Here is a 24,517-nt window from a genome sequence, read left to right as displayed (position 1 = left end):
ACGTGGGACTATAGAAGGGGGAACGGTCGTGTTTAAAAAAAGAAGACTATCGATGAAGGCTCGAATATTCCTTAGTTTTATGACATTTTTGCTGTTATTCTTGGTGAGCAGTGCATGGAGTTTCGTTCATTTTCAAAACATTGAAGTGAGTAACCATGAGATTGATGAAAAGCATCTGCCTATGCTGCAAACGGCTACTGACAGTTATAAGCGGATGTATGAAGTACATAATACATTGCAAGAAACAGCTTCCACTACCATGTCTGTCTCCGTCAATAATTTCAAAAAAGAGATAGAGGAAGCATTAACATTAATGGAAGAAGATTTGACTGAAATTGACGCTTATATTAATGGCTTGCAACAGCAGGAATTAGCAGCTAGTTACAACCAATATCGCCAATCCTGGCAACAGTATCAGGAAGTGGCTAATCGTGTGATCGAAGCTGCTGAAGCTAAACAAACAGCAGTGGCACAAGATGAATTATACAAAAGCATTGCATATTTCGAGCGTTCTGCACAGGAAATGTCCAATATGCAGCAGGCCTTAAATCAATATATTGCCGATCAGACAGAGAATTCGGTTACGATGAGTGAACAAGCGATTCAATCGAATATTATCATTAGCATAATTGCGATTGTTTTGGCGTGTCTATTAGGCTTTTTAACACAAAATTATATCCGCAAACCGATTATTTATATCGCTGATTATGTCGACCAGTTAGCAGATGGTGATTTAACGATGCCATCATTAACACATAAGAGCAAGGACGAAATCGGTCGATTAACAACGAGTATGAATTATTTAAAAGCGTCGATGCAGACCATTTTTTCAACGGTTCATCAATATAGCAGGCAGTCGACAGAGACGAGCTATCAGCTGTCATCACAAATGAAGGATACGGTAAGCGGAATAGATCAAGTCGCAGGTTCTGTCAGTGAATTCGCAGTTCAATCACAAACGCAGCTGTCAGGCATTTCTGAATCTACTGATTTACTGCATCATGTGGACCAAATGCTGGATCAAGTAAAACAATTAACGAACGATATGAATGAATCAAGCATGGAAGCCAATCGCAAGGCCCAATCCGGCGTAAAGGATATGGAGAGTATCCAGGCAGCAACCGATGAGATGGAGAACAGCATGCAATCATCGGTGGCAGAACTGCTCACTCTAGATAAAAAAATGGAGATGATGGATCAGTTCGTCCAAACGATAGATCAAATTGCCGGTCAAACCAACCTGTTATCATTGAATGCACAAGTAGAAGCAGCAAGAGCGGGGGAATCAGGGAAAGGATTTGCTGTTGTTGCTAATGAAGTACGACACTTAGCAGATCAATCCAAACACGCTGCTCAGGAAATCAGTGAAATGATTGCCAGTATCCAAACGCAAAAGGAAAAAGTAACAGAGCAAATTGGTTCAACGAGAAAACAAGTGCAAGCGTCCAAAGTATCTATCCAAGACTCACGTCAGCATTTCCAATACATGCGCGAAGTAACTGAAAAAGTCGAACAACAGAATCAGCAAATCGTACCACTAGCTGAGAAAATGAGCGGCAGACTAAAAGATGTATTGACCTTTATCCTAGAAATGCGACACACGACAGAGCAGTACGTCAGCAACGCTGAATCCTTAGCCGCGGTCTCGGAAGAAATGAATGCATCGGTAGAAGAACTAGATCATGGCCTTGATCGTGTTGCTAAATCAAGCCACGAGCTCCATCAACAAGTTTCGGGCTATCGGGTGGAGTGATAAGGGTCAGGACGAGGGCTTTAAACCCTCGTCCTGGCCTAACATTAAAGTCTAAGGATGAGCAGGCTCCAGCTTGGTAATAAATCTGTCTAAGTCTTTATTGGTGAGGATGAGTGTAGCATTGCCATGTGTTTGCTGTATGCTCGTTCCTTCCAAGGGATTAGCATCTTCCTGCAACAACTTCTCCCAAATCGTTTCGCCATTTCTGTTTATTTTCGTAACATATAAATCCGAATCATACATTCCAGCATTAATTGGCTGGTAATTCGCATACCCAGTTAACAACAGATTACCATCATGGGCAAGCTGAACATCGGAAAACGTACTGTCTCTCTGTTCATCTGGTAGTGTTTGCTCCCATAAAACGTTCGCATTCTGATCAATGGAAAAAACGTAACCACTTATATTGACAGATGGATAATAGTTAACGGAACCATCGTATCCAGCAACGATAATATTACCATTGTCATCTCTTTCAATGGCACTAATACTGGTATACGCCCCTGTCTCATGCTTTAATTCCCATTCCATCGTGCCGTCTGATTGGAATGAAGCTAAATACGCATCTGCATCTTCCGTCGACCAATCTCCTGGCCGCTTAATCCAATTCCCTGCAACCAGCACGCCACCATCTTCATTCGGCAAGAGGTCTTTTGCCAGATCACGATAGTCGCCCCCAAGTGATTTCGTCCATATCGATTCACCTGATTCATTTAGTTTCATCAGCAGGATATCTTCGTTTTGGGATTGTTGGTTAGATATGGGCAAGGTATTGCTATAGTAATAGCCACCACCTGTTTGGACGAGATTCCCTTTGGTATTTTTTGAAAGCTTGTCCGACTTGCGCTCCCATAATATCTCACCTGACTTTGCTATTTTTACAAAGTGTATTTTGTTAAATGGAGCATCCTGATTACGTATAAGACCAGCAATAACAAAATTGCCATTATCGGTTAGCGTGAACGCATTGAGTGCATCCAGATCTGGATTTGGAGCAGTTGTCACCTGTTTGACCGTACCAGATACACCAGTATGTTGAATAATAATTTTGTCATTCTCAAGCTTTGCGAACAAAAAGCCGTTCTTAACTTTTTCCTTTACGGCACCTGCTTCTTCCAGTGATTTTTGCCAAGCCAGATCAGGCTCTTCTGATCCAGTTGCTTGGGTAACGTTACCACCTGCGTTCCAGCACATAAACAAGAATACGGTCGTCAACACAATGTTTAAAAGTCTCATGCATTATCCCCTTTCCATATATTTACTTTCAATTTTCTCAGTATAATAAAAATTGGTAAATAGGGATAAAGTGGTTATTTGTATGTTAGCTATTTTATAGACAGAAAATAGGTAGACTGTTGGGGCACTATGATTAGTCAGCGAATAATGATGAATTGTAAAACCAATAGAAGAGTCCTATTATAATAAATTTCAGGATAGTAGAACTAGGTAAAAAAACATGCAGTAACTTTTAGTACTGCATGTTTCACATGAAACGCTCTGCGTGTCTTTTGTAATCTAATTTACCTGGGTGAAATAAGAAGCGAATTAAATTTCCCATTAGTCAACCAGACCGGAACTAATATAATCATACGTATCGATGTCGGCGTAGATGATCATATTACTCGGTATACTTTTAGTTTTGGTAGGGAAATCAAGTACCAATACTTCCTTGCCAAAGTGGGATGGATCAACGGACTGTGCAACCATATACGATGTAAGTGTGACTTTCGAGACCTTGGCATCTTTCCAACTGCCATTAACCCATTGTCTTTGTTCTTCGGAAAGCTGCTCCCATACGATTTCTCGCATATCCGTTTGCTTTGTCTGCTCGGAAGGCTCCATGCTAACGTCAGGCTGTTTCGAACATGCCATCAAACAGAAAGAAATGATGAAAATGAACATTAATTTTCTCATGTTCCAACAGCTCCTTTTTTTATTAGACGGAAAAAGCAGCCGTGTGGTTACGAAAAAAAGGTGCACATCTTTTGATGATGAGCACCTTTTTTCCTATTATTTTAAAATCGCATCAATGGCAGCCAGTTCATCCTGTGTGAAGCTAGGATTATCGAGTGCTTTGACGTTTTCTTCTATCTGACTGGCACGACTTGCTCCAATAAGAGCCGATACTACTGATTTTTGCTGCAACACCCATACGAGCGCCATTTGTGCCAAGCTTTGACCTCGGCCAGCAGCAATGGCGTTGAGTGATTTAATCGTTTGTAATTTATCAGATGAAATATCGTGTTCATTTAAAAACGGAATAAATTCTTTGGCGGCACGAGAATCTTTGGGAATCCCATTTAAGTATTTATTCGTTAACAGTCCTTGCGCAAGTGGTACATATGCGATACAGCCAATTTCATTTTCCTCCAGTACATCGGTTAAGCCAGTTTCAATGGTTCGATCAAGCATGGAGTAAGCAGCCTGATGAATGATAAAAGGTGTACCTTGTTCCTTAAGAATGGCTGCAGCCTTCTTGGTTTGTTCTGCACTGTAATTGGATATCCCAACATACAATGCTTTTCCTTGACGAACAAGGAGATCAAGCGCTGCCATTGTTTCCTCCAGCGGTGTCTCTGGATCTGGCCGATGGTGATAAAAAATATCGACATAATCAAGATTCATTCGCTGCAAGCTCTGATCCAGACTGGAGACAAGATATTTCTTTGACCCCCAATCGCCGTATGGTCCGTCCCACATTTTGTATCCAGCTTTTGTCGAGATGATCATTTCATCACGATAAGCGGCAAGATCTTGTTTGAGGATCCGTCCGAAATTTGCTTCGGCAGCCCCTGGTGGTGGACCGTAATTGTTTGCTAAGTCAAAATGGGTAATGCCTAAATCAAAAGCTTTCATTAACATTTGGCGTTGATTGCTTAACGTATCTTCATCCCCAAAGTTATTCCATAAGCCAAACGAAATCGCCGGCAATTTCACACCAGAATTCCCACAACGATTATAAGGAATTTGTTGATACCTTTCTGGATCAGCGATATACGACATGTCCATTCCTCCTCTAATAGGTTCAATAACCAACTTCTACAGCAGCATTGACGATATACATGAGATCGTTCTTATCTTCTTTATCTTCGAGTACAATCCCTGAGCTCGTCGCCATACCACCATCGATCACGTCAACGGTGACGGTGCCATATGGTATTTCTTTTTTGACCAGCTCAATGTCGACTTGCTCCTTGTCCATTGGAACTGCTAATCGAACATTAACCTGCATATTATGTAAATCTTGCTCTGGTAAGTACTGTTTAATGCCTGGCATCGAATTGTAATGAATCGCATTTTCTACAGCACGCAGGCATGCCTTGGTCACATTTTGTCCGTGTACATCAATACCGGTACCTGTTTCAATAAAAATAATTTTTTCCATGGAATCGCCTCCAAACGCGTGTTGTCCCTAATAATAGATTACGAGAAAAACTGATTAAAATCAATTCTGAACACCCCGATGTATCCCATAACCTACGTCATGAAGATACCTTTGCAGGAAATGTAGGATCGAAAGTCTAGTAATATAGTAAAGGTAAATAGAATAAGGTCTCTAATCATAGATTTTTAGTATGATTTTTCTTTAATAAACCTTTACTGTGCTGTAATTGCAACTCAATATTCATCTAGTACATTACTAACTGAAAGAAAACTTAAGAAGGAGCTGATAGATTTGTTGAAGAAAATGGGAGCAGTAGCACTTAGTACAGGTTTGGTGTTGTCCGCTATGAGTATCCCCGTATTTGCAGACAAGCCCGATTTTGCTGGAAAAGGCAACGGCAAGGGACATGGTCACGGTGGTAAGAAAGTCGAGAACGTGATTTACATGATTCCCGATGGCTTTAGCTCAGATTATGCCGGGAATTACCGGGTATATAAGGGTGAGAATGCTGTCTGGGATGATCACCTGAAAGGAATGTATACCACTCATTCTGCTAATGCTGATATCACAGATTCTGCAGCTGCCGGTACTGCCATGGCTACAGGTGTCAAAACAAACAATGGTGTGATAGGTCTTGATGCAGAAGGAGAGGAATTATCCTCGATTCTGGATGCTGCAGAAGACGCTGGAAAATCATCAGGTTTAGTCGCTACTTCAACGATTACACATGCAACCCCTGCTTCATTTGTTGCGAATGTGGAAGACCGTAATAACCAAACAGAAATTGCAAGACAATACATAGCTAGTGAAGTAGATGTTCTGCTTGGTGGTGGCCAGAACATGTTCTTACCAGCATCAGAAGGTGGTAACCAAGAGGAATTAAACCTTATTGATGAAGCGCGTAAATCAGGTTTTACCTATGCCCAGACAAGAGATGAGTTAGGAAAGAGTACGGATATAGATGTGGATGATGGAGAGAAATTGCTTGGTTTATTCGCTGAAGATGCACTAGCGCCATCTATGCACCGCGACGAAACAGTAGAACCAAGTCTTGCTGAAATGACAGAAGCATCGATTGATATTCTGCAAGAGGATAAAGATGGTTTCTTTCTTATGGTAGAAGGAAGTCAAATCGACTGGGCGGGACATGCCAATGATGCAGCATGGGCAATGTCTGATACAGAAGCATTTGAGAAGGCTGTCCAAGAAGCAATCGAATTTGCTAAAAAAGACCGGAAAACAGTAGTAGTAGTTGCCGCTGACCACGACACCGGAGGAATGACAACAGGAACTGGCGCTGCCTCTGGTACACATGCGGATATTTTACAAGATGTTTCAGCTACTGGAGACTTCATGGCTACTCAAATTAACGAAGATCGTTCAAAAGTTAAAGAAATCGTCGAGCAATACACGAATATCAGCTTAACAGACGAAGAGGTGCAGTCCATTCAAGAAGCAGAGGATGTGGCGCTTGCCATCAATACTGCAGTGAGCAACCACGCGGGAATTGGATGGACCAGTACGAATCATACTGCTGCCGACATCCCTGTTTATGCCTATGGACCACAATCGGATAAATTTGTCGGGTTTCATGACAATACAGACCTTCCGGAAATCCTTGCCGATATTTTAAGGGTTGACTTAGATAATTAAGTTTTTGCTAAGAGCTTACCTTTTGGTAGGCTCTTTTGTTTGTCTTCTGCTTATCGAAGTCTATTAAATAGGAAGATTTTTGTGAACTCGTGTAAAAGCACTATTTTTGCTACAATAGGGTAACTAAGCATTTGGAAGGGACGTAATCTGTACGTGAAAATAACAATTGTAGCTGTCGGAAAATTAAAGGAAAAGTATTTAAAGCAAGGAATTCAGGAATATGTAAAACGACTTGGTGCCTATGGCAATATTGATATGATCGAAGTGCCAGATGAAAAAGCACCGGAAAATATGAGCGATGCCGAACAGGAAGAGGTGAAGCGCAAAGAGGGCGAGAGAATTTTGTCGAAAATCGCTCCAGACGCTTACGTTATTTCCCTGGAAATAAAGGGCCAAATGGTGACCTCTGAGAAATTTGCCGAAAAAATAGAGCAATTAATGATTCATGGCAAAAGCAAGATCGTTTTTGTCATTGGTGGATCGCTTGGATTGAGCCAGGACGTGATGGATCGCAGTGATTATGCGCTGTCTTTTTCGAAGATGACATTTCCTCATCAGTTGATGCGGCTGGTGCTGGTGGAGCAGGTTTATCGGGGGTTTCGGATTATTAAGGGGGAACCTTATCATAAATAAAAGAAAAAATATAGGAATAGAAATAAGTAAATCTTTATTTAGAACAAATTAAATAATAAAATTCAGCCCCGTGGAACTCGTGAGCAATTTAAAGGGGTTCTTTTTTATACCAAAATATCAATTAAAACGATGAGAATAAACGTTCCCTTTTTATTAAGTTATCCAATGATCTAATGGTATAATAGTACATACAAGAAGGTTTATGAGCTGGCAGTTAAATTCAATTCTTTTAAAAAGGAGTGAAGATAATGCAAAATGAACCGGACATCTTAATCTATCAAGCAGAGGATGGAAACACTAAAATCGATGTTAGATTGGAAAATGAGACAGTTTGGATGACACAAAAGGCAATTGCGGATTTATAACAATCGACTAAGCAGAATATCAGCCTTCATATCAAAAAAATCTTTGATGAGATGGAATTAGATGAGAATGCAGTTGTCAAGTTTTACTTGACAACTGCGAAAGATGGTAAAAATTATACGACAAAACACTACAATCTCCAAATGATTATCGCGATTGGATACAGAGTCCGATCCCACCGAGGTACACAATTCCGCCAATGTGCAACGGCACGCTTAAATGAATACCTCAATAGAATTGTCACAATGTATTTAGATTATGCTGAGGATCAAGCGGAAAGACAACAGCCAATGCATATGAAAGAGTGGATGGATAAACTAAATGCTTTTCTTCAATTTAATGATCGTGACATTCTTGAAAATGCAGGGAGAATATCAAAATATGTAGCCGATAAGTTAGCAATGCAAGAGTATGAAAAATTTAATCAGCATCGTTTAAATCAAGATACTAAAGATGATTTTGAGCAATTTATCGAGAATCAGAACTTAAAGAAATAAATCAGGGAATCCTCATTTAGATACATCATGCTGATACCGTACTGTAAATAAATGCACGTATATAACAGAATGGAGCAAAATATTGCTTCACTTTTTCTATTCCTTCCCGTTGATGCACATATGCGTCTTTTATACCACCTACCATTGAAAAAATTACCACCAAAGATCTCAAACAAATACATGCGTTTTGTTTAAAATGATACAAACCACCCCAAACTGTTGGTTGTGAAGCGGTGTTAATAGATTTAAAATATATACGCAAGGCAGGATGGAGAAAGAGTTTTCAATTGAAATAACAATTTCTTAGGGGGTATTTAGTATTATGAAAGCAGCAGTATGGTATGGTAAACATGACATTCGTGTAGAAGATAAGGAAGAACCTACAATTAAACCTGGTAACATTAAAATAAAAGTAGCATGGACGGGCATTTGCGGAAGTGACCTGCACGCTTATCACGGCGCTGAGGGAGTCGTTCAAGTTGGTGAGCCTCATCCTGTAACAGGTCAAATGGCACCATTAACGCTTGGTCACGAGTTTTCTGGCGTTATTCATGAAATTGGTGAAGGTGTAAGCGGTTTTTCGGTTGGCGATCGTGTAGCGATTGAGCCGGCTATTAAGTGTGGTAATTGTGAGAATTGTGTGAAAGGAAATTATAACTTGTGTGAGCACAATGGTTTTGTTGGATTGCAATCTGACGGTGCTTTTGCTGAGTATGCAATTGTGGAGACGCATATGGTTCACAAGCTACCGGATAGCATCTCGTTTGAAGAAGCTACTGTTATTGAGCCAACAGCTGTGTCATTCCACGCGCTTAAGCTAAGCAACATGAAGGCGGGCGATACTGTAGCGGTTTATGGTGTTGGTCCAATCGGTCTGACAGCTATTCTATGTGCGAAAGCAGCTGGTGCATCACGTATTTATGCGATGGATATTTCCAATGAACGTCTTGAGATGGCAGAAAAGATTGGTGCAACGACAGTTATTAATACGCTAGAAGAGAATGCAGCTGAAAAGATCAATGCGGAAACAAATGGCGGAGTTAATATCGCATTCGATTGTGCTGGAGCTGAAGCAACAGTGAACAGTGCAATTGATTCACTTGCTAAAGGTGGACAACTTGTCATTGTGTCGATCATTCCACAACCGATCAAAGTAAATGTCTTACAAGCGAACTTAAAAGAATTAAACATTCTTGCAACAATCGGTTATCGCGATGTCTACAAAGATGTTATTGCGATGGTGGAATCTGGACAACTTGATCTTAAACCGATTATCACTAAGAAAATTGGATTGGATCATATCGTGGAAGAAGGCTTCCATGCCCTTACAAATGATAAGAACCAAGCAAAAATTCTAGTAAGTCCAACAGGAGTTTAAAACGTAAAGCAAATAGAGTGATCTCTTCATAAATGAGTAGGGCCATCCTTGTCGGGATGGCCCTAAAACTTGTTGTTACACAAAGGCGTTAACCGTCCGTCATCCCTCCACTGATCGAAGTCTCACTTTATTCCGTGGTTCCCGTTTGATTTTATTACATAATAGCCAGTCTAATTGTATGTAGGATTTTTCATTCGTATTCGATATAATAAAATAAAAGGAATTGGAACGCGTGAATTAATATCAACCCTTACTGAAACCAGAAAACGCCCAAAGGAAGATTTAAAATGACACTACTACAACTAAGATACGTAATTGAAGTGACAAGAAGTCGTTCCATCAGTCAAGCAGCACAACGTTTGTTTATTAGTCAGCCCAGTTTATCCAACGCGCTAAAGGAACTGGAGAAGGAAATCGGGATTACCATTTTTTCGCGGACCAATAAGGGCATTGTGATGACACAGGAAGGATCAGAGTTTTTACGGTATGCAAGACAGGTCGTGGAACAGGCGGAGTTGCTTGAAAACCGCTATTCCAATAAACGATTGCCTAAGCAGCATTTCTCTGTATCAGCGCAGCATTATTCCTTTGCAGTCAGTGCTTTTGTACGTTTATTAGAAGACTATAATCTAGAGGAATATGAGTTCATGTTAAGAGAAACGAAGACCTATGAAATCATTGATGATGTACAGAAGCTGCGTAGTGAAATTGGTATTTTATATGTAAACCATTTTAATGAAAAAGTGATTCATAAGTTCTTAAGAGAGGGAAATTTAGTATTTCATGAACTGTTTGAAGCAAGACCACACGTTTTTGTAAGCTTTCGAAACCCGCTTGTGCAAAAAGAATATGTGACATTAGAAGATTTAGTTCCTTACCCTTATTTGTCTTTTGAACAAGGCGATTATAATTCTTTTTATTTTTCGGAGGAGATTTTAAGTACCCTTTCCAGACCCAAAAATATTAAAGTAAGTGATCGGGCGACCTTATTTAATTTAGTAATTGGCTTAAATGGCTATACGATTTCGACAGGGGTTATCAGTCATGAATTAAATAATGATATTGTAGCGATTCCTTTGCGATTGGAAGAGCGTATGAACGTCGGCTATATTACGCACAAGGATGTACCGATCAGTCAATTGGCTCATACCTATATTCAGTATGTAAAAGAGACGATTGCTGAAGAGGGGTCTTAGCTATAGTTTAAAGCTATAGCAAGTGATAGATTATAAGTCTTTCATTATAAAGGTGCTTCTATGATACAATGGATCAATCATTCTATACAGAAAGAGCGGGATGCACAATGACAAAAACATTGGTTAAAGCGCCATTCAGAGCCGATCATGTCGGCAGTTTTTTAAGAACGGAGCCGATTAAAGAGGCGAGACAAGCCTATGTGGATGGAAAGATTGAAAAAGATACGCTAACAGCAGTAGAGGATCAGGAAATTGAGAAACTAGTAAAAAAACAAATAGAAGTAGGGCTTAAATCAGTGACAGATGGTGAATTCAGACGTTCCTGGTGGCATTTAGATTTCTTAGCGGCTTTAGAAGGTGTGGAACTTTTTGAAGCGGAATATATCAGTAACTTTCAAGGTGCAAAAACAAAAAATAGTGCGATTAAAGTAGTCGATAAAGTCGCTTTTGATCATCATCCTATGATCGAACATTTTACCTTTTTGAAAGAAGCGGTTGATCAATATGGTGATGGCAGTCAGGTTGCGAAGTTTTCTATCCCTAGTCCCAATATGCTATTTACGAGAATGCAAGGGATGAGTATTACAATGAAAACACGGAGCAATTCTATGCAGATACAATAGCAGCTTATAAACAGGCAATCCAATCGTTCTATGATGCAGGTTGCCGCTATTTACAATTAGATGATACTTCATGGATTGATTTTGTTTCGGAAGAGCGGATCCAGGCAGTTGTTGAAAAAACAGGCCAGGAACTGGAGGACATAATCGATGCCAGAGTACGCTGTATCAATGATGCTATTTCTGAAAAGCCAGCGGATATGGTTATCACCATGCATATTTGCCGCGGTAACTTCAAATCTACGTATATTACCAGCGGTGGCTATGATCAATTCTCTGATGCGATATTTGCCAACTTGAATGTAGATGGACTCTTCTTAGAATATGATGATAACCGTTCAGGAGATTTTGAACCGCTAAAAAGCTTTAAAAATAAGGAACAGACAGTCGTTTTAGGATTAGTTACCTCTAAATTCCCGGAATTAGAAGATCCCAAGAAGATTAAAGCGAGAATTGCCGAAGCAAGTGAGCTGATTCCGTTAGAAAACTTATCCCTTAGCCCGCAGTGTGGATTCTCCAGTACGGAAGAAGGAAACATTATTACAGAAGAGGAACAGTGGAATAAGATCAAGCACATTATTAACATTGCAGAAGATGTATGGCCTAGTTAAACGAAAAAATCGAAGAACCTATCCGCTCATCGTGGATAGGTTCTATTGTTTTGTTGAAAGAAAGGAGTTAATCAATATGAAGAAGAAAAAGAAAAAGAAGAATAATTCGGTACCCCGCCGTAAAAGAACGAATAAGCAAGGCAGACTTCAGGCTGCACCACACTGGATCCCGAAATACGAAGGGAAAAATTTAGTGAAAGGGTATGCCAAACATTTCGGGGTTAATAAGCTAAATGCGATTGTTGAATTGGAGACATTGGGTTATGAAATAGACGAGAAATATAAAGATATAATCAAACAGGACGAAATAAGGAAACAAAATGTAACAATTGAACGAAAGCGAAGAAAAGCAGAGCAAAAGCAAATGGAAGAACAGGATTTCGAATCGGATGAAACCTTTTATTATATAGCTGGATATACGCCAGGGGGAGCGCCATATGGAATTACGTGGGAAGAAATGGAAGATGAGTAAGTTGTATTAAGATACACAGTAATATTACTTTATTTACAAGCGTTAGGTTGAAAATATAAGAAAAAATTTAAAAAAGTACGGTACGTGTTCTAAACAACAACAAAAAGCGATTTTCTGACGTGAAAATCTTATTTTTCACACTAGAAAATCGCTTTTTCTACCCTGTTCAGATAAATACAGTAAGATGATGGATCTCTCATTTTCCGCTATAGTATAAGCATAATTATAGCGGAAAAGAGGAGAAGCGAATGAAAACGGCAAATCCACAATTAGAGAATGGTCATATCCGAATAGCGAATGAATTATGGAATGAAATACTAAGGCGTAATTTTTCCAAAAGGCAATTGAATCTTATCCTGTTTATCTGGAGATTATCATACGGCACCGGTCAAAAAGACTGTGTGGTACCAAACTTTACCCACTTTGAGATCACCGGTATGTATAAACAGGATGTCAAAAAAGAATTAACCTTTTTAGCTGAGTGTTCAGTGCTTCACTGGGAACAGGAAACGATGGTATTTTCGATAAACAAAAATTATCATCACTGGCAAATCACCCCCAACAAAAAATGGGATAATGACCTGTTTGACGAACTAATCTATACAAACCTTCAAAGAAAAAGACAGAGACACACTCCGAATTCAAACTCACAAACAACGAAACCACATCCACAAGTAAGTAAATTACTGACCAGTCAGCGAAAAGCGGTAAGTAAAACACGAACCTTCCAGTTAGTAAAACACTTACCATCAGGAAGCAGGAAAGCTGTCATATCAAGTGATTCAGCCTCCGTAAAGACAAAGGGAAAGACAGTAGAGAGGAAAGAAATAAAGAAATGTAATAATAAAAAGGACAAGGCATTTGGCGAATTGATTAATTTTTATCGTGCGAACTTGCGAAGAGGTGTAAGTGAATCGCGATTTAATCATGATCTGTTAAAGCAGTGGTATGAGGAATATGGCTACGATTTGCTGTTTGCTGCAATGAAAGTTGCTGCCAAGGCAGAAGCCAAAGGTGTGAAATATATCGAGCGTGTACTGGTTAATTGGACAGAAGCAGGTGTGAAATCAGTAGAGGATGTGGGACGGTTGAATCAAAGAGTCAAAAAAAGAACGAAGTCCTATCAGCAAAAGCCTGTTGCTAATAAGCGTGATGTGGTACCAGATTGGTATGTGCAGCATAAAGAGCAGAGATCCGTGAAGAATGAACCTGCAAAGACAGAGGAAGAAAAGAGACAGACAGCTGCTGAAGTGGATCGGATGCTGGCAGCGTATTTAGCTGGTGAGGAATAGGTGGTGGAAGCACCCAATTCCTCTATTCACAAACAATTACTTGCCGTGAGAAAAGCGCCTTTAACCCTTTATGTGCTTCACATCGATCGACGATTGTAAAACCAGCGGTCGCTATCATTTCATCCATGTCTTCGAGGGTAAGGATCAAAACTCTGTCGGCAATTCTTCTGGCATGCTGGATGATCGCAAACTGTTCTGCCGGTGTAGCGGGAGAATAAAGGTTATAGGGCATGTCTATGATTGCCACATCATAATGGCCATCTTGTTTAGCAATATCTTTAACCTCGACTGTTGTGTCATAGTGGAAAAAAGCGATATTTTCTCTGGCCCCTTTTACTGCTAATGGATTGCGGTCGGAGCCAACAATCTCGATCCCCATCGACAGTGCTTCAACAAGTACCGTACCTATTCCGCAGCAAGGATCGATTACACGGACGCCTGCTGGATCTGGAACGGCGATGTTGACGACAGCTCTGGCCAAGCGAGTACTAATTGCTGTTGAGTATTCATGAGGCTTCTTCACATGGTGGAGCCAGACAGACTCGCTTTCCTGATAGACGCCGAAATACCAGCGTCCTTGAAACGGCGCAATACCGAATAGCACATCAGGGTTTTTCATCTTCGCCTTGCCGATGATATTCCAGCCAATTTCTTTTTCTATCACCCGTTGTTCAGCAAACTCAATTTTTTGTTCATTAGAAAGGTCATTTATTTTTAGATACTGTACTTTAAATGTTTGGTTACCAAGCTCAATTTGATTGACCCGTTCAGCGATGTCCTGAACAGAATCGCCTGAGAAAAGCACCGCAAGTTTGCCTTTTATAAACGGGCTCCTGCTTGGATCGATGTTTCTCGTACTTTTTATCAGGTTCGCTGATTCTTCTCCGAAGAGCGCTCTTTGCTCTAAGGCACAGAGAGAACGTTCCTCAAGACCGTGTGTGCAGGTGTATAGGTATTCGGATGCTTGTAAGTTAATGTTTGTCATGTATTGTAATAGCCTTTCTTCGATACTGATTTTTTCTTACATCTATTATAACTTATATCCAGGTTTAGTGTTTTTCTTAAACTGATACGCAAGACTTTATGCTATATGCAGCAGGTTATTATGTATTAAAGTAGTAGGTATAGTTAAAGTATTTGGAGGTTATTAGGATGAAACATACTGCTTTATCGTGGGAAAAAGTTTTTAACGACAGTGCGATACATACGATTACTGGCGACGTAAGGGTGATTGAGGCGTTCCCGATTCCGCAACTGCAGACAGAGCGTAGGGTGTGGATCTATTTGCCGAGAAGCTATAAGGAAGGAACGCGCAGGTATCGAGTCTTATATATGCACGACGGACAGAATGTATTTGATCAAGCAACGTCTTGGGGAACGGAGTGGGGCGTAGATGAAACGTTGGAGCAAATGGCTATCGATGAACCTGCACTCGAAACAATCGTAGTAGCTATTGATAATGGAGGCGACCAGCGCAACAATGAATATAACTTTACGATCAATGAAGAATATGGCTTCGGAGGAAAAGGTGCTGCATATGCTGAATTCCTTGCCGAGACACTGAAACCGTATATCGACAGCCACTACCGGACACTGCCTGAACCTGAACATACAATGATTAGTGGAAGTTCATTCGGAGCATATATATCGCTTTACACCGCCATTCGCTATCCGGATCAGTTTGACCGGGTGGGAGGTATTTCGTTTGTGATGTGGCAGGACAATGGCGCGATCATTCAACTGATAGAGCAGTCCGTTATTTCTCCGACGCTGCGCATTTTTCTGAGTATCGGAGGAGAAGAGACGGATAATCCCGAGTTTAATCGAGTTGCTTATGAGCATGTTGCACAGGTCAAGGAGACACTGATCACAGCTGGTCTGGCGGAAAGTCGTATTCGATTCGATTTTATACAAGGTGGAACGCACCACGAATCTACATGGGCACCACTTTTTCATGACGCTCATCGCTGGCTGATCCAGTCCTGAGTATGTTAGCCATTGAGAAGAAGTACAGCCACAAGTTTCCGAGAGCAATCATCCCAAAATTTGATTAGAAAACCCCTGGACTTGGATAAAATAGAAATGATTGCATGTATTGTCATCTTGCAATCATGGCAGGAAGTGAAAGAAAAGGGGCATAACAAATGGTTCAATCAATCAATACAAAAGTTGATTTGGTAATGGATGCAACCTCACACTTAAGTGTTTCGGACTATGGACAGATAATGATTGGCGATAAAGGATTTGAGTTCTTCAATAAACGTGATGCTCGCAAGTTTATTCAAATTCCTTGGGAAGAAGTAGATTACGTAATCGCCTCTGTTCTGTTCAAAGGAAAATGGATTCCGCGTTATGCGATCCAAACGAAGAAGAATGGAACATTTACATTTTCGTCTAAAGATCCCAAAAAAGTGTTTCGCGCGATCCGTACATACGTTGATCCGGATCATATGGTCCAGTCCTTAAGCTTCTTTGATGTAATCAAACGCGGATTCAGGAGTAAATTGAAAAAGTAATTTTGCTAAAAGAATGGATTAAATGATCCTAAGGGCAGCTCTCTGCCTTTAGGATTATTTAATCCTTTTTTTCGTGTTAAAAAGTGTATGGTTTGTTTCGTTTAATTGGGAAAGGGACCAAAAGTGGTGAGAAGAGAGATGAGATTTGTATCGTTTAACTGGAAAGGAACCAAAAGAGGTGAGAGTAGCGAAGAGGTTTGTATCGTTTAGCCGTAAAGGAGCCAAAAGAGGTGAGAGTAGCGAAGAGATTTGTATCGTTTAACCGTAAAGGAACCAAAAGTAGGGTGTGCAAGGCTGGTTTTGTCTCCTTGAAGTGATTGGCTTAGTTTTGCTAATCCATTTATAATTTTTATCCGAATGTTGGTAATGCTATTGTATATAAACCTTAACAACAAAAAAAGGAGGTAAAGGGATGGTAGGGATTATCATTGCTACTCACGGTGAATTTGCTGATGGTATCTTGCAATCTGGATCCATGATCTTTGGAGAACAAGAAAATGTAACAGCTGTTACGTTGATGCCGAGCGAAGGACCTGATGATATAAAGTCAAAAATGCAAAAAGCGATTGCCTCATTCGACAACAAGGATGAAGTATTATTCTTAGTTGATCTTTGGGGTGGGACTCCCTTCAACCAGGCAAACAACTTGATGGAAGAGCACAAAGATAAATGGGCAATCGTTGCTGGTGTGAACTTAGCGATGTTGATTGAAGCTTATTCTTCACGCTTTTCTATGAACACGGCCCACGAAATTGCTTCGCATATTCTGGACACAGCGAAAGAAGCGGTGAAGGTGAAGCCGGAAGAATTAGAGCCGGCAGATGCCGCTGCAACAGCCACTCAGCCATCTACTTCAGGTGAACCTGGTACATTTGAATATGTGTTAGCACGTATTGATTCTCGACTGCTTCACGGCCAGGTAGCAACGGCTTGGACCAAGAATACACTGCCTACGCGAATTATCGTCGTTTCGGATGAAGTAGCGAAGGATGACCTTCGTAAGAAATTAATCCAGCAGGCTGCTCCATCAGGGGTCAAGGCACATGTTGTTCCGATCAATAAAATGGTGGAACTTGCTCAAGATGATCAACATTTCGGCGGTCAGCGCGCATTGCTTCTTTTTGAAAATCCCCATGACGTACTTAGAGCGGTGGAAGGCGGTGTTCCACTTGAGACCATCAATGTTGGTTCGATGGCACACTCCACTGGGAAAGTTCAACCGAATAAGGTATTGGCCTTTAATCAGGCAGATATCGATGCGTTCAAAAAGTTGAAGGAATTTGGTGTGCAATTCGATGTACGCAAAGTTCCAAATGATTCAAAAGGCAACATGGATGAGATTCTTCAGAGGGCTCAAGCGGAGTTGAACAGACAGTAATAATCCTGATTGTCAGATCAAAAGGAGGATTAAGAATAAATATGGAATTGACTATTATTCAAATAATATTAGTTATTATCGTAGCATTTTTAGCAGGTATAGAAGGGATATTGGATGAATTCCACTTCCACCAGCCCATTATAGCCTGTACGTTAATCGGTTTAGTTACAGGCGAAGTAGTGCCCTGCCTTATTTTAGGTGGTACCCTGCAATTAATTGCTTTAGGATGGGCAAACATCGGAGCTGCTGTAGCCCCCGATGCTGCATTGGCGTCTGTTGCCTCGGCCATCATTCTTGTTTTAGGTGGTCAGGGCGAAGGTGGTGTATCATCTGCCATCGCGATTGCAGTTCCACTTGCAGTTGCGGGGCTATTATTAACGATCATTGTCCGAACGATTGCAACCGCAATAATTCATTTAATGGATGCGGCAGCAAAAGAAGGAAACATCAGAAGGATAGAAGTATGGCATCTTATCGCCATTTGTTTGCAAGGTCTGCGTATAGCCATCCCAGCTGCCTTAATTTTGGCTGTTGGTGCAGCGCCGGTTAGAGATTTACTGCAGTCTATGCCAGATTGGCTGACAGATGGCTTAGCAGTTGGTGGGGTATGGTAGTAGCCGTCGGTTATGCGATGGTTATAAACATGATGGCTACAAAAGAAGTATGGCCATTCTTTGCGATTGGCTTCGTATTAGCGACAATTCCATCCATCACACTATTGGGTCTTGGTGCTATCGGTGTGGCTCTTGCACTTATCTATCTGGCGCTTACGAAACAAGGCGGTTCAGGTGGCGGCGGAAATGGGAACACGGGAGATCCGATAGGTGATATTATTGATAACTACTAAAAGGAGGAGGACACAAAATGGCTAAAGAAATGAAATTGTCTAGAAGAGATCGCGTTGCTATTTGGTGGCGATCCACTTTCATTCAAGGTTCCTGGAACTATGAACGTATGCAAAACGGTGGTTGGGCCTTTTCTATGATTCCAGCCATCAGAAGATTATATAAAACAAAAGAAGATCGTGCTGCGGCACTGCAACGACACTTAGAATTTTTTAATACCCATCCATATGTAGCTTCTCCGATCATTGGTGTGACGTTAGCACTTGAAGAAGAACGTGCAAATGGTGCCCCAGTTGATAACAAAGCTATTCAAGGGGTTAAAGTCGGGATGATGGGTCCGTTAGCAGGTATCGGGGACCCCGTTTTCTGGTTCACGGTTAAACCAATTCTCGGTGCATTGGCCGCTTCTCTTGCTTTAACTGGGAACATATTGGGACCAATCCTATACTTTGTTTTATGGAACATCATTCGTATGGGTTTCATGTGGTATACACAAGAACTTGGTTACAAAGCAGGTTCCAAAATTACGGAAGATTTATCTGGTGGATTGCTTCGTGACATTACCAAAGGGGCCTCGATACTCGGTATGTTCATTCTTGGTGCATTAGTTAACCGATGGGTTGCGGTATCCTTTACACCAACGGTATCGAGAGTTGAACTGGACGAAGGTGCGTATATCGATTGGGAGAACCTGCCTGCTGGATCAGAAGGGATTCGCACGGCATTAGAACAGCAAGCCGCCGGTCGTTCATTAAGTGAATATAATGTCACGACTTTACAGGACAACTTAGATAGCCTAATTCCAGGTTTAGCAGGGCTGTTAATCACACTCCTCAGCATGTGGCTGCTCAGGAAGAAAGTGTCTCCTATTATTATGATTCTCGGATTGTTTGCACTTGGTATCCTATTCCATGCCATTAACTTAATGTAAGCTAAATAGAAAAGTACCTCCTGTCAGAGGGGGGTACTTTTTCATACAAGGTCTTTCATGTAAAATAATTGAAGCAGCAATGATATGCAAAAAATGAAGGAGGATACCTATGCTTACTATAGGATATATTGGCAATGGAAAAAGTACGAATAGATATCATCTGCCATTCGTACTGCAACGAGAGAATATAAAGGTAAAAACGATTTATCGGAGAAATCCCGATCGTGATAGCTGGAAGCGAATTGATGGCGTACATTATACTTCTGACTTGAATGAATTATTGCATGATGATGATATTCAAGTCATTGTGGTATGCACAAGACATGACAGCCATTATGAATACGCAAAACAAGTATTAGAACATAATAAACACTGCTTGGTGGAAAAGCCGTTTACGGAAAACTCGGAACAGGCGAAAGAAATATTTGCATTGGCCAAAGAGAAAGGCTTGATTGTCCAAGCGTATCAAAATAGACGTTTTGACAGTGATTTCTTAACGGTTCAAAAAGTTATCGAGGAAGGGAAACTAGGCGACCTGCTGGAAATGGAAATGCATTTTGACTATTTCCGTCCAGAAGTCCCGGAGTCTGCCGATTCCTTTGATCCAGCTGTGTCCTTTTTATACGGCCATGCCTGTCATACCCTGGATCAGGTCATCAGCTACTTTGGCAAGCCGGATCAGATCCATTATGATGTGAGACAACTATTAGGAACAGGAAGAATGAACGATTATTTCGATTTGGATTTATATTACGGCACGTTAAAAGTATCGGTAAAATCCAGTTATTTTAGAATAAAAGAAAGACCAAGCTTCGTCGTTTACGGAAAAAAAGGATGCTTTGTCAAAGAAACAAAAGATCGTCAGGAAGAACATTTAAAGTTATTTTACATGCCAGATAATAAAGATTTTGGTGTAGATACCCTCAAACATTATGGCGTATTAACGTACGTGGACGATGATGGTACGATTCATGAAGAAAAAGTAACATCCGTAAATGGTGATTATGGCATTGTATATGATGACTTATATGAAGCGGTTATAAATGGTAAAGATAAAACCATTACAGACGAGCAGACAGTATTGCAAATGGAAATATTAGAAACAGGAGTTAGGGATCTAGAGTGATAGAACATGGGGATGTGTCTGGTACTCTAAGGAAGCTAGGGATAGCCTTGCTTCCGAGTGCTCGGATGTCTCCTAGCAATCACTTCTCGTCCTGTGGGGCACTGCTGGCTATTACCCTAAATACTTCAACCGAGGAAGTCTGCTTCGAAGCATTACCAGTAGACACAGGTGCAGACGTAGTGGATTGTCAGCAATGTACCGTCAGGACTCTACGTGATATATTGAGCTATCCAGGCCACCCTGCCGATCATTTAACTTAAACTACACGGTTTCGGATTTATCCAATAGTGGAAATACCAGGATACTGCTGATTAAGCTTAGTTTGCAATTCCTTTACTTTACGAAAAGACAGGTAACATTCCTGGTCATTTGCCATGATCAATTTACGTTCCTTTTTATTAATTGTTTTAATGTGTTGCAGATTGATGACGTAGCTTTTATGACAGCGAAAAAAGGATGGATGAAGTTCTTCAAGATCTTTTAATTTTGCATAAAATTCATAATAGCCATTTTTTTCGTGTAGTCCTATTTTATGTACGTTAGGGGAAGTCTCAAAGTAATAAATGTCCGTATAATGAACGTATTTAATCTGCTCACCGATACGGATTGCAAGTGATGATATCTTCTCTTGTGAAGTGTTTTGTTGCTTGCATTTGGTAAAAGCCGCTTCTAATGCATCGATTACTTGCTCGGATAGCTTTGCTCGATTATCATCTTTAACAATAAAATCAAGCGCAGCTAATTTATATTTAAATGTCAATTTTAATCGATCTGCATGCATGGAAATAAAAATGATTGTAGCAAAGGGATCTTGTTCTCGGATTTTACGGGCAACATCCATTCCATTAAGTGTCGAAGCAAGTTCTATATCTAAAAAATAACAATCTGCTCTCTGATCTTGTTGGAAAACCAGCACTTCTTCCGGAGTAGCGGCACTAAGCACTATTTCAATGCTTGGTTCAGAGACCAAAGCATAATGCGAAATAATCGATTCTAACAATAGGCGTTGCTCTGTTTCATTTTCACAAATTATTACCTTCACAATATATCCTCCCCTGTGTCATGATCGTTTACTAGACAAGTGTTTTTTCATATGGAACGGAAATCTGCTCGTTTACGGCTTTTATTTCAATTTCATGAATGAAGAATTGATTTTCGATGCGTGTATTCATGGTAGCATTTGACCATTGATTGATAATTCGACGAGCGGTTGTTAAGCCGTTACCTCGAGCTTTTCCCTTTGTTGAGTATCCAGCCTGAAACAGTTGTCCGATAGTTATATTCTCATTTTCGATGCGGTTCTCTATTACCATGAGTAAGGAACCGTCTTTTTTCTGGATAAATGCCATATTTAGCTCCCGGTTTTCTAAGTGGAGAGAAGCTTCTAACGCGTTATCTAGTAATATACCAATTAGCCGAATCAGATCTATTATATGCATATCAATAGCTTTAATTTGATCGGCTACTTCTACATGAATAGTTATGCTGGACTCCTGGGCCAGTAATATTTTTGAAGATAGAAATCCTTTCAATTCAATTATTTTAATTTTATCTAGCTGGTGAAATAAATGGTTACGACGAAGCGTACTATTTTCCACTTTCACAATATAATTATTAAAATAGTTTTTTAATCCTTTGATATCATTATGCTCCATGTATCCTTGCATGGTAAGCAAGATATTCTGGTAATCATGCCGGAAGCTTTGCATATCCTTATTGATTCGTTCGAGTTCTTGCATGTATTGCAGCATTTGCTCTCGTTCTATTTCTTTGTTTTTTAATGTATTCTCCTTTTTAATGTTACGAAACAAGAGGGCAAACAGAACGAACATTAATAAAAGATAGATAGTCTCAATTAGCACATTAAAAATGGCAGGATAATATAGATTACGATGTAAAGAGATGAATAGATTGAAAAAGATAACGGTTGTCGTAACCCATGCGACGAAGAATAACAGGATTTGTGTGGCAATCGAAAACATTTGCCAAATCTTCATGATAAATAACCGATAAAGATAGGTACAAACAGTAAAAATGATTACAAGAAACAAACTGTTTATTCCTGCAACAACAGGAGTTTGTTGATCTGTAAAAAAAGAAAAATGAATAATCTGTGAAAGGTTTTCTGCAATAAGGCTAATAATCGCCAGGATAGCAACATCCAGCAGTGTACGTAGCTTTCGGGTATGAATATAAAAAAATAAACTTAAGCTGATCAGAAGGTAACTGATGCCAAAGCAACCTGCCACATATAAATAAGATGAAACGGCAGGTAAACCAACAGCAATAACCCCGAACATAATTGTTTTTAATTTTAATTTTAGACTAAGTGTGTAAAAGAGACCAAAGAACATAGCTGTTAATTCAATGACAAAAAAGAAGAGAGATAAGACCATGTTAACCACAACCTTTATATACAATTAAGATAAACGAAGATTGAAGGATTGATTACATAGTAAATTATACCATTTATATAGGTTAAAAGAAATGCTGGGAACAGGGTTTGAGGGAGGACTTGTACATTATCCCCCTGAGATAGTTTCAAGGGGACAAATATTAGGATTCTATCAAAATTTGATTCACATGAGGATATAAAGAAACAACCAAATATATATCGTCACTAGTAATATCCTTTACTTGAAGCGGGCCAGCAATAGCTGATGGCGAAAAATAAAATGGTAAATGAAAGTTCATTTCTGTTTCTGGGCGCAGACGAAATCCATCTGTCATGCCTGTTTCCAAATCAGGATTACCAACGCGATATAGCTCATCGCTAATTTGAAGTTCGAAATCGGTACCAATTAAATAATAGTGAATAAAGTTAATACCACTTTGTTCCTTTGGATTATCCGTTTTCTTCGTATTTTTAACGGTTATATCGATATCATAAACCATTTCAGGAAAAAGAAAATCCTCTTCTGCAAACAATGGATTATCCGGATCATCCTGATACTGATATTTTGCAAGGTATGCCTCATAAGGAATGATTTCTGCATCGTTTACGGTCACGGTATAACCATCCATATTTTCAAAGTCATCTAGAAATATATTATCTTCAATGGCCACTTCTTCACTCATTTTAAAGGTGTGGACTGGAGGAAGCTCGACATCTTTATTGACATTCCAAATGCGAATACCTACTCCTACAGTTAAAGCTAAACACAGGAAACCGAGGAAGAGCTTTTTCATGTTTTTTCACTTCCTTTTGAGCTGCTTATAAGTGTTCCGTTTTCCAGATAATGTATCTCATCTGCCAATTCATCCAATATATCGCTATCATGACAGGAGATGATCACTAATGCCCCGCGTTGCTTTTCTTGATGTACGATTTTTTTAACCAGTTCTACGCCATTCGTATCCAGTGAATTGGTCGGTTCATCCAGTATGACAATATCCGGTCTTTCAAGAATGGCACCAGCAATACCAAGGCGTTGCTTCATCCCTAATGAATATTTTTTATATTTTTTCTTACTGCTTGCCTCATCTAGGCCCACCTGATTTAACACAGCTCTTATCTGCACCGTATCAATTTCATTGCGAATCGATGCGAGCATTTTTAGATTTTGGAAGCCTGAATAGCTATCTAAAAAAGCTGGATTTTCTAACAGCATGCCAATACTTTCGGGGAAGGTAAGATCTTTTCCAAGTTTTTTACCGTCAATGTGGATCGATCCTTTGGAAGGAAAAATTAAACCAGCAATTAACCGCATCATCATCGTCTTTCCAGAGCCGTTTACACCGCGTAATCCGGTGACTTTACCAGAATGGAAGGTTAAAGAAATATTGTTAATGACGTTAATCCCCTTCATCGTCTTCGTAACATGATCCAAATCAATGGTTGTCATAGTCAATCTCCTTTCTTGAACGA

At 40.0% G+C, this 24,517-nt stretch carries 22 protein-coding genes and 2 pseudogenes; 15 read left to right on the top strand and 9 right to left on the bottom strand.

The window, feature by feature from the left end; all coding sequences use genetic code 11:
* Nucleotides 1-28 precede the first annotated feature (28 nt).
* On the top strand, nucleotides 29-1,753 hold the full coding sequence (locus MUN87_RS13475; RefSeq protein ID WP_244740928.1) for a methyl-accepting chemotaxis protein: 1,725 nt from the start codon (nucleotides 29-31) through the stop codon (nucleotides 1,751-1,753).
* Between the two features lie 51 nt (nucleotides 1,754-1,804).
* On the opposite strand, the gene MUN87_RS13470 is transcribed toward MUN87_RS13475, so the two are convergent.
* From MUN87_RS13470 to MUN87_RS13455, 4 genes are all read right to left on the bottom strand, one after another.
* Nucleotides 1,805-2,989 (bottom strand): hypothetical protein, encoded by a 1,185-nt coding sequence (locus MUN87_RS13470; RefSeq protein ID WP_244740925.1) that lies wholly within the window; start codon nucleotides 2,987-2,989, stop codon nucleotides 1,805-1,807.
* A 321-nt stretch (nucleotides 2,990-3,310) separates the two neighbouring features.
* A complete protein-coding gene (locus MUN87_RS13465; protein ID WP_244740922.1) occupies nucleotides 3,311-3,667 on the bottom strand; it encodes a hypothetical protein in 357 nt (118 codons plus the stop codon).
* Nucleotides 3,668-3,763: 96 nt separating this feature from the next.
* Entirely contained in the window at nucleotides 3,764-4,756 is a 993-nt protein-coding gene (mgrA, locus tag MUN87_RS13460; RefSeq protein ID WP_244740919.1) for an L-glyceraldehyde 3-phosphate reductase, read from the bottom strand.
* A gap of 22 nt (nucleotides 4,757-4,778) precedes the next feature.
* A complete protein-coding gene (locus MUN87_RS13455; RefSeq protein ID WP_244740917.1) occupies nucleotides 4,779-5,138 on the bottom strand; it encodes a Lin0512 family protein in 360 nt (119 codons plus the stop codon).
* Nucleotides 5,139-5,429: 291 nt separating this feature from the next.
* Here MUN87_RS13455 and MUN87_RS13450 point away from each other — a divergent pair, with 291 nt between their 5' ends.
* From MUN87_RS13450 to MUN87_RS13415, 8 genes and pseudogenes are all read left to right on the top strand, one after another.
* On the top strand, nucleotides 5,430-6,791 hold the full coding sequence (locus tag MUN87_RS13450; protein ID WP_244740915.1) for an alkaline phosphatase: 1,362 nt from the start codon (nucleotides 5,430-5,432) through the stop codon (nucleotides 6,789-6,791).
* A gap of 153 nt (nucleotides 6,792-6,944) precedes the next feature.
* Nucleotides 6,945-7,424, top strand: coding sequence for a 23S rRNA (pseudouridine(1915)-N(3))-methyltransferase RlmH (gene rlmH / locus MUN87_RS13445; RefSeq protein WP_244740912.1), 480 nt, complete (start codon nucleotides 6,945-6,947; stop codon nucleotides 7,422-7,424).
* Nucleotides 7,425-7,840: 416 nt separating this feature from the next.
* Complete coding sequence (rhuM, locus tag MUN87_RS13440; protein WP_244740910.1) at nucleotides 7,841-8,284, top strand: RhuM family protein; 444 nt, start codon at nucleotides 7,841-7,843, stop codon at nucleotides 8,282-8,284.
* A 322-nt stretch (nucleotides 8,285-8,606) separates the two neighbouring features.
* On the top strand, nucleotides 8,607-9,662 hold the full coding sequence (locus MUN87_RS13435) for a 2,3-butanediol dehydrogenase (protein ID WP_244740907.1): 1,056 nt from the start codon (nucleotides 8,607-8,609) through the stop codon (nucleotides 9,660-9,662).
* A gap of 287 nt (nucleotides 9,663-9,949) precedes the next feature.
* Complete coding sequence (locus tag MUN87_RS13430; RefSeq protein ID WP_244740905.1) at nucleotides 9,950-10,858, top strand: LysR family transcriptional regulator; 909 nt, start codon at nucleotides 9,950-9,952, stop codon at nucleotides 10,856-10,858.
* 107 nt (nucleotides 10,859-10,965) lie between these two features.
* A pseudogene (locus tag MUN87_RS13425) lies at nucleotides 10,966-12,089 on the top strand (5-methyltetrahydropteroyltriglutamate--homocysteine S-methyltransferase).
* A gap of 76 nt (nucleotides 12,090-12,165) precedes the next feature.
* Nucleotides 12,166-12,561 (top strand): hypothetical protein, encoded by a 396-nt coding sequence (locus MUN87_RS13420; protein WP_244740903.1) that lies wholly within the window; start codon nucleotides 12,166-12,168, stop codon nucleotides 12,559-12,561.
* Between the two features lie 248 nt (nucleotides 12,562-12,809).
* On the top strand, nucleotides 12,810-13,853 hold the full coding sequence (locus tag MUN87_RS13415; protein WP_244740900.1) for a replication protein: 1,044 nt from the start codon (nucleotides 12,810-12,812) through the stop codon (nucleotides 13,851-13,853).
* 22 nt (nucleotides 13,854-13,875) lie between these two features.
* On the opposite strand, the gene MUN87_RS13410 is transcribed toward MUN87_RS13415, so the two are convergent.
* Nucleotides 13,876-14,838, bottom strand: a complete 963-nt coding sequence (locus MUN87_RS13410) for a TRM11 family SAM-dependent methyltransferase (protein ID WP_244740897.1) — start codon at nucleotides 14,836-14,838, stop codon at nucleotides 13,876-13,878.
* Nucleotides 14,839-15,005: 167 nt separating this feature from the next.
* On the opposite strand from MUN87_RS13410, the gene MUN87_RS13405 reads away from it, so the two are divergent.
* From MUN87_RS13405 to MUN87_RS13380, 6 genes and pseudogenes are all read left to right on the top strand, one after another.
* A complete protein-coding gene (locus MUN87_RS13405; RefSeq protein ID WP_244740895.1) occupies nucleotides 15,006-15,839 on the top strand; it encodes an alpha/beta hydrolase in 834 nt (277 codons plus the stop codon).
* 158 nt (nucleotides 15,840-15,997) lie between these two features.
* Nucleotides 15,998-16,369: a DUF956 family protein gene (locus MUN87_RS13400; RefSeq protein ID WP_244740892.1), complete on the top strand. Its 372-nt coding sequence runs from the start codon at nucleotides 15,998-16,000 to the stop codon at nucleotides 16,367-16,369.
* 412 nt (nucleotides 16,370-16,781) lie between these two features.
* Nucleotides 16,782-17,747, top strand: coding sequence for a mannose/fructose/sorbose PTS transporter subunit IIA (locus tag MUN87_RS13395; protein WP_244740890.1), 966 nt, complete (start codon nucleotides 16,782-16,784; stop codon nucleotides 17,745-17,747).
* Between the two features lie 47 nt (nucleotides 17,748-17,794).
* Nucleotides 17,795-18,594 (top strand): annotated as a pseudogene (locus tag MUN87_RS13390) (PTS mannose/fructose/sorbose transporter subunit IIC).
* A 17-nt stretch (nucleotides 18,595-18,611) separates the two neighbouring features.
* Nucleotides 18,612-19,523, top strand: coding sequence for a PTS system mannose/fructose/sorbose family transporter subunit IID (locus MUN87_RS13385; protein ID WP_244740887.1), 912 nt, complete (start codon nucleotides 18,612-18,614; stop codon nucleotides 19,521-19,523).
* Between the two features lie 109 nt (nucleotides 19,524-19,632).
* The gene (locus MUN87_RS13380; protein ID WP_244740885.1) at nucleotides 19,633-20,649 is read left to right on the top strand and encodes an oxidoreductase; all 1,017 of its coding nucleotides are present in this window, start codon (nucleotides 19,633-19,635) and stop codon (nucleotides 20,647-20,649) included.
* A gap of 277 nt (nucleotides 20,650-20,926) precedes the next feature.
* Here MUN87_RS13380 and MUN87_RS13375 read toward each other — a convergent pair whose 3' ends face one another.
* The 4 genes from MUN87_RS13375 to MUN87_RS13360 all read right to left on the bottom strand — a co-directional run bounded on the left by MUN87_RS13375 (nucleotide 20,927) and on the right by MUN87_RS13360 (nucleotide 24,494).
* On the bottom strand, nucleotides 20,927-21,691 hold the full coding sequence (locus MUN87_RS13375; RefSeq protein WP_244740883.1) for a LytR/AlgR family response regulator transcription factor: 765 nt from the start codon (nucleotides 21,689-21,691) through the stop codon (nucleotides 20,927-20,929).
* 31 nt (nucleotides 21,692-21,722) lie between these two features.
* A complete protein-coding gene (locus MUN87_RS13370) occupies nucleotides 21,723-23,045 on the bottom strand; it encodes a sensor histidine kinase (protein WP_244740881.1) in 1,323 nt (440 codons plus the stop codon).
* Between the two features lie 160 nt (nucleotides 23,046-23,205).
* A complete protein-coding gene (locus MUN87_RS13365) occupies nucleotides 23,206-23,838 on the bottom strand; it encodes a DUF5028 domain-containing protein (protein WP_244740878.1) in 633 nt (210 codons plus the stop codon).
* Nucleotides 23,835-24,494, bottom strand: coding sequence for an ATP-binding cassette domain-containing protein (locus tag MUN87_RS13360; RefSeq protein WP_244740876.1), 660 nt, complete (start codon nucleotides 24,492-24,494; stop codon nucleotides 23,835-23,837). Before MUN87_RS13360 ends, MUN87_RS13365 begins: the two co-directional genes overlap by 4 nt.
* Nucleotides 24,495-24,517 lie beyond the last annotated feature (23 nt).

Origin of the sequence: Gracilibacillus salinarum (assembly GCF_022919575.1) — a bacterium.
Lineage (GTDB): Bacteria > Bacillota > Bacilli > Bacillales > Amphibacillaceae > Gracilibacillus > Gracilibacillus salinarum.
The sequence above is the reverse complement of the archived record's forward strand: the minus strand, read 5'-3'. Positions and strand labels throughout refer to the sequence as shown.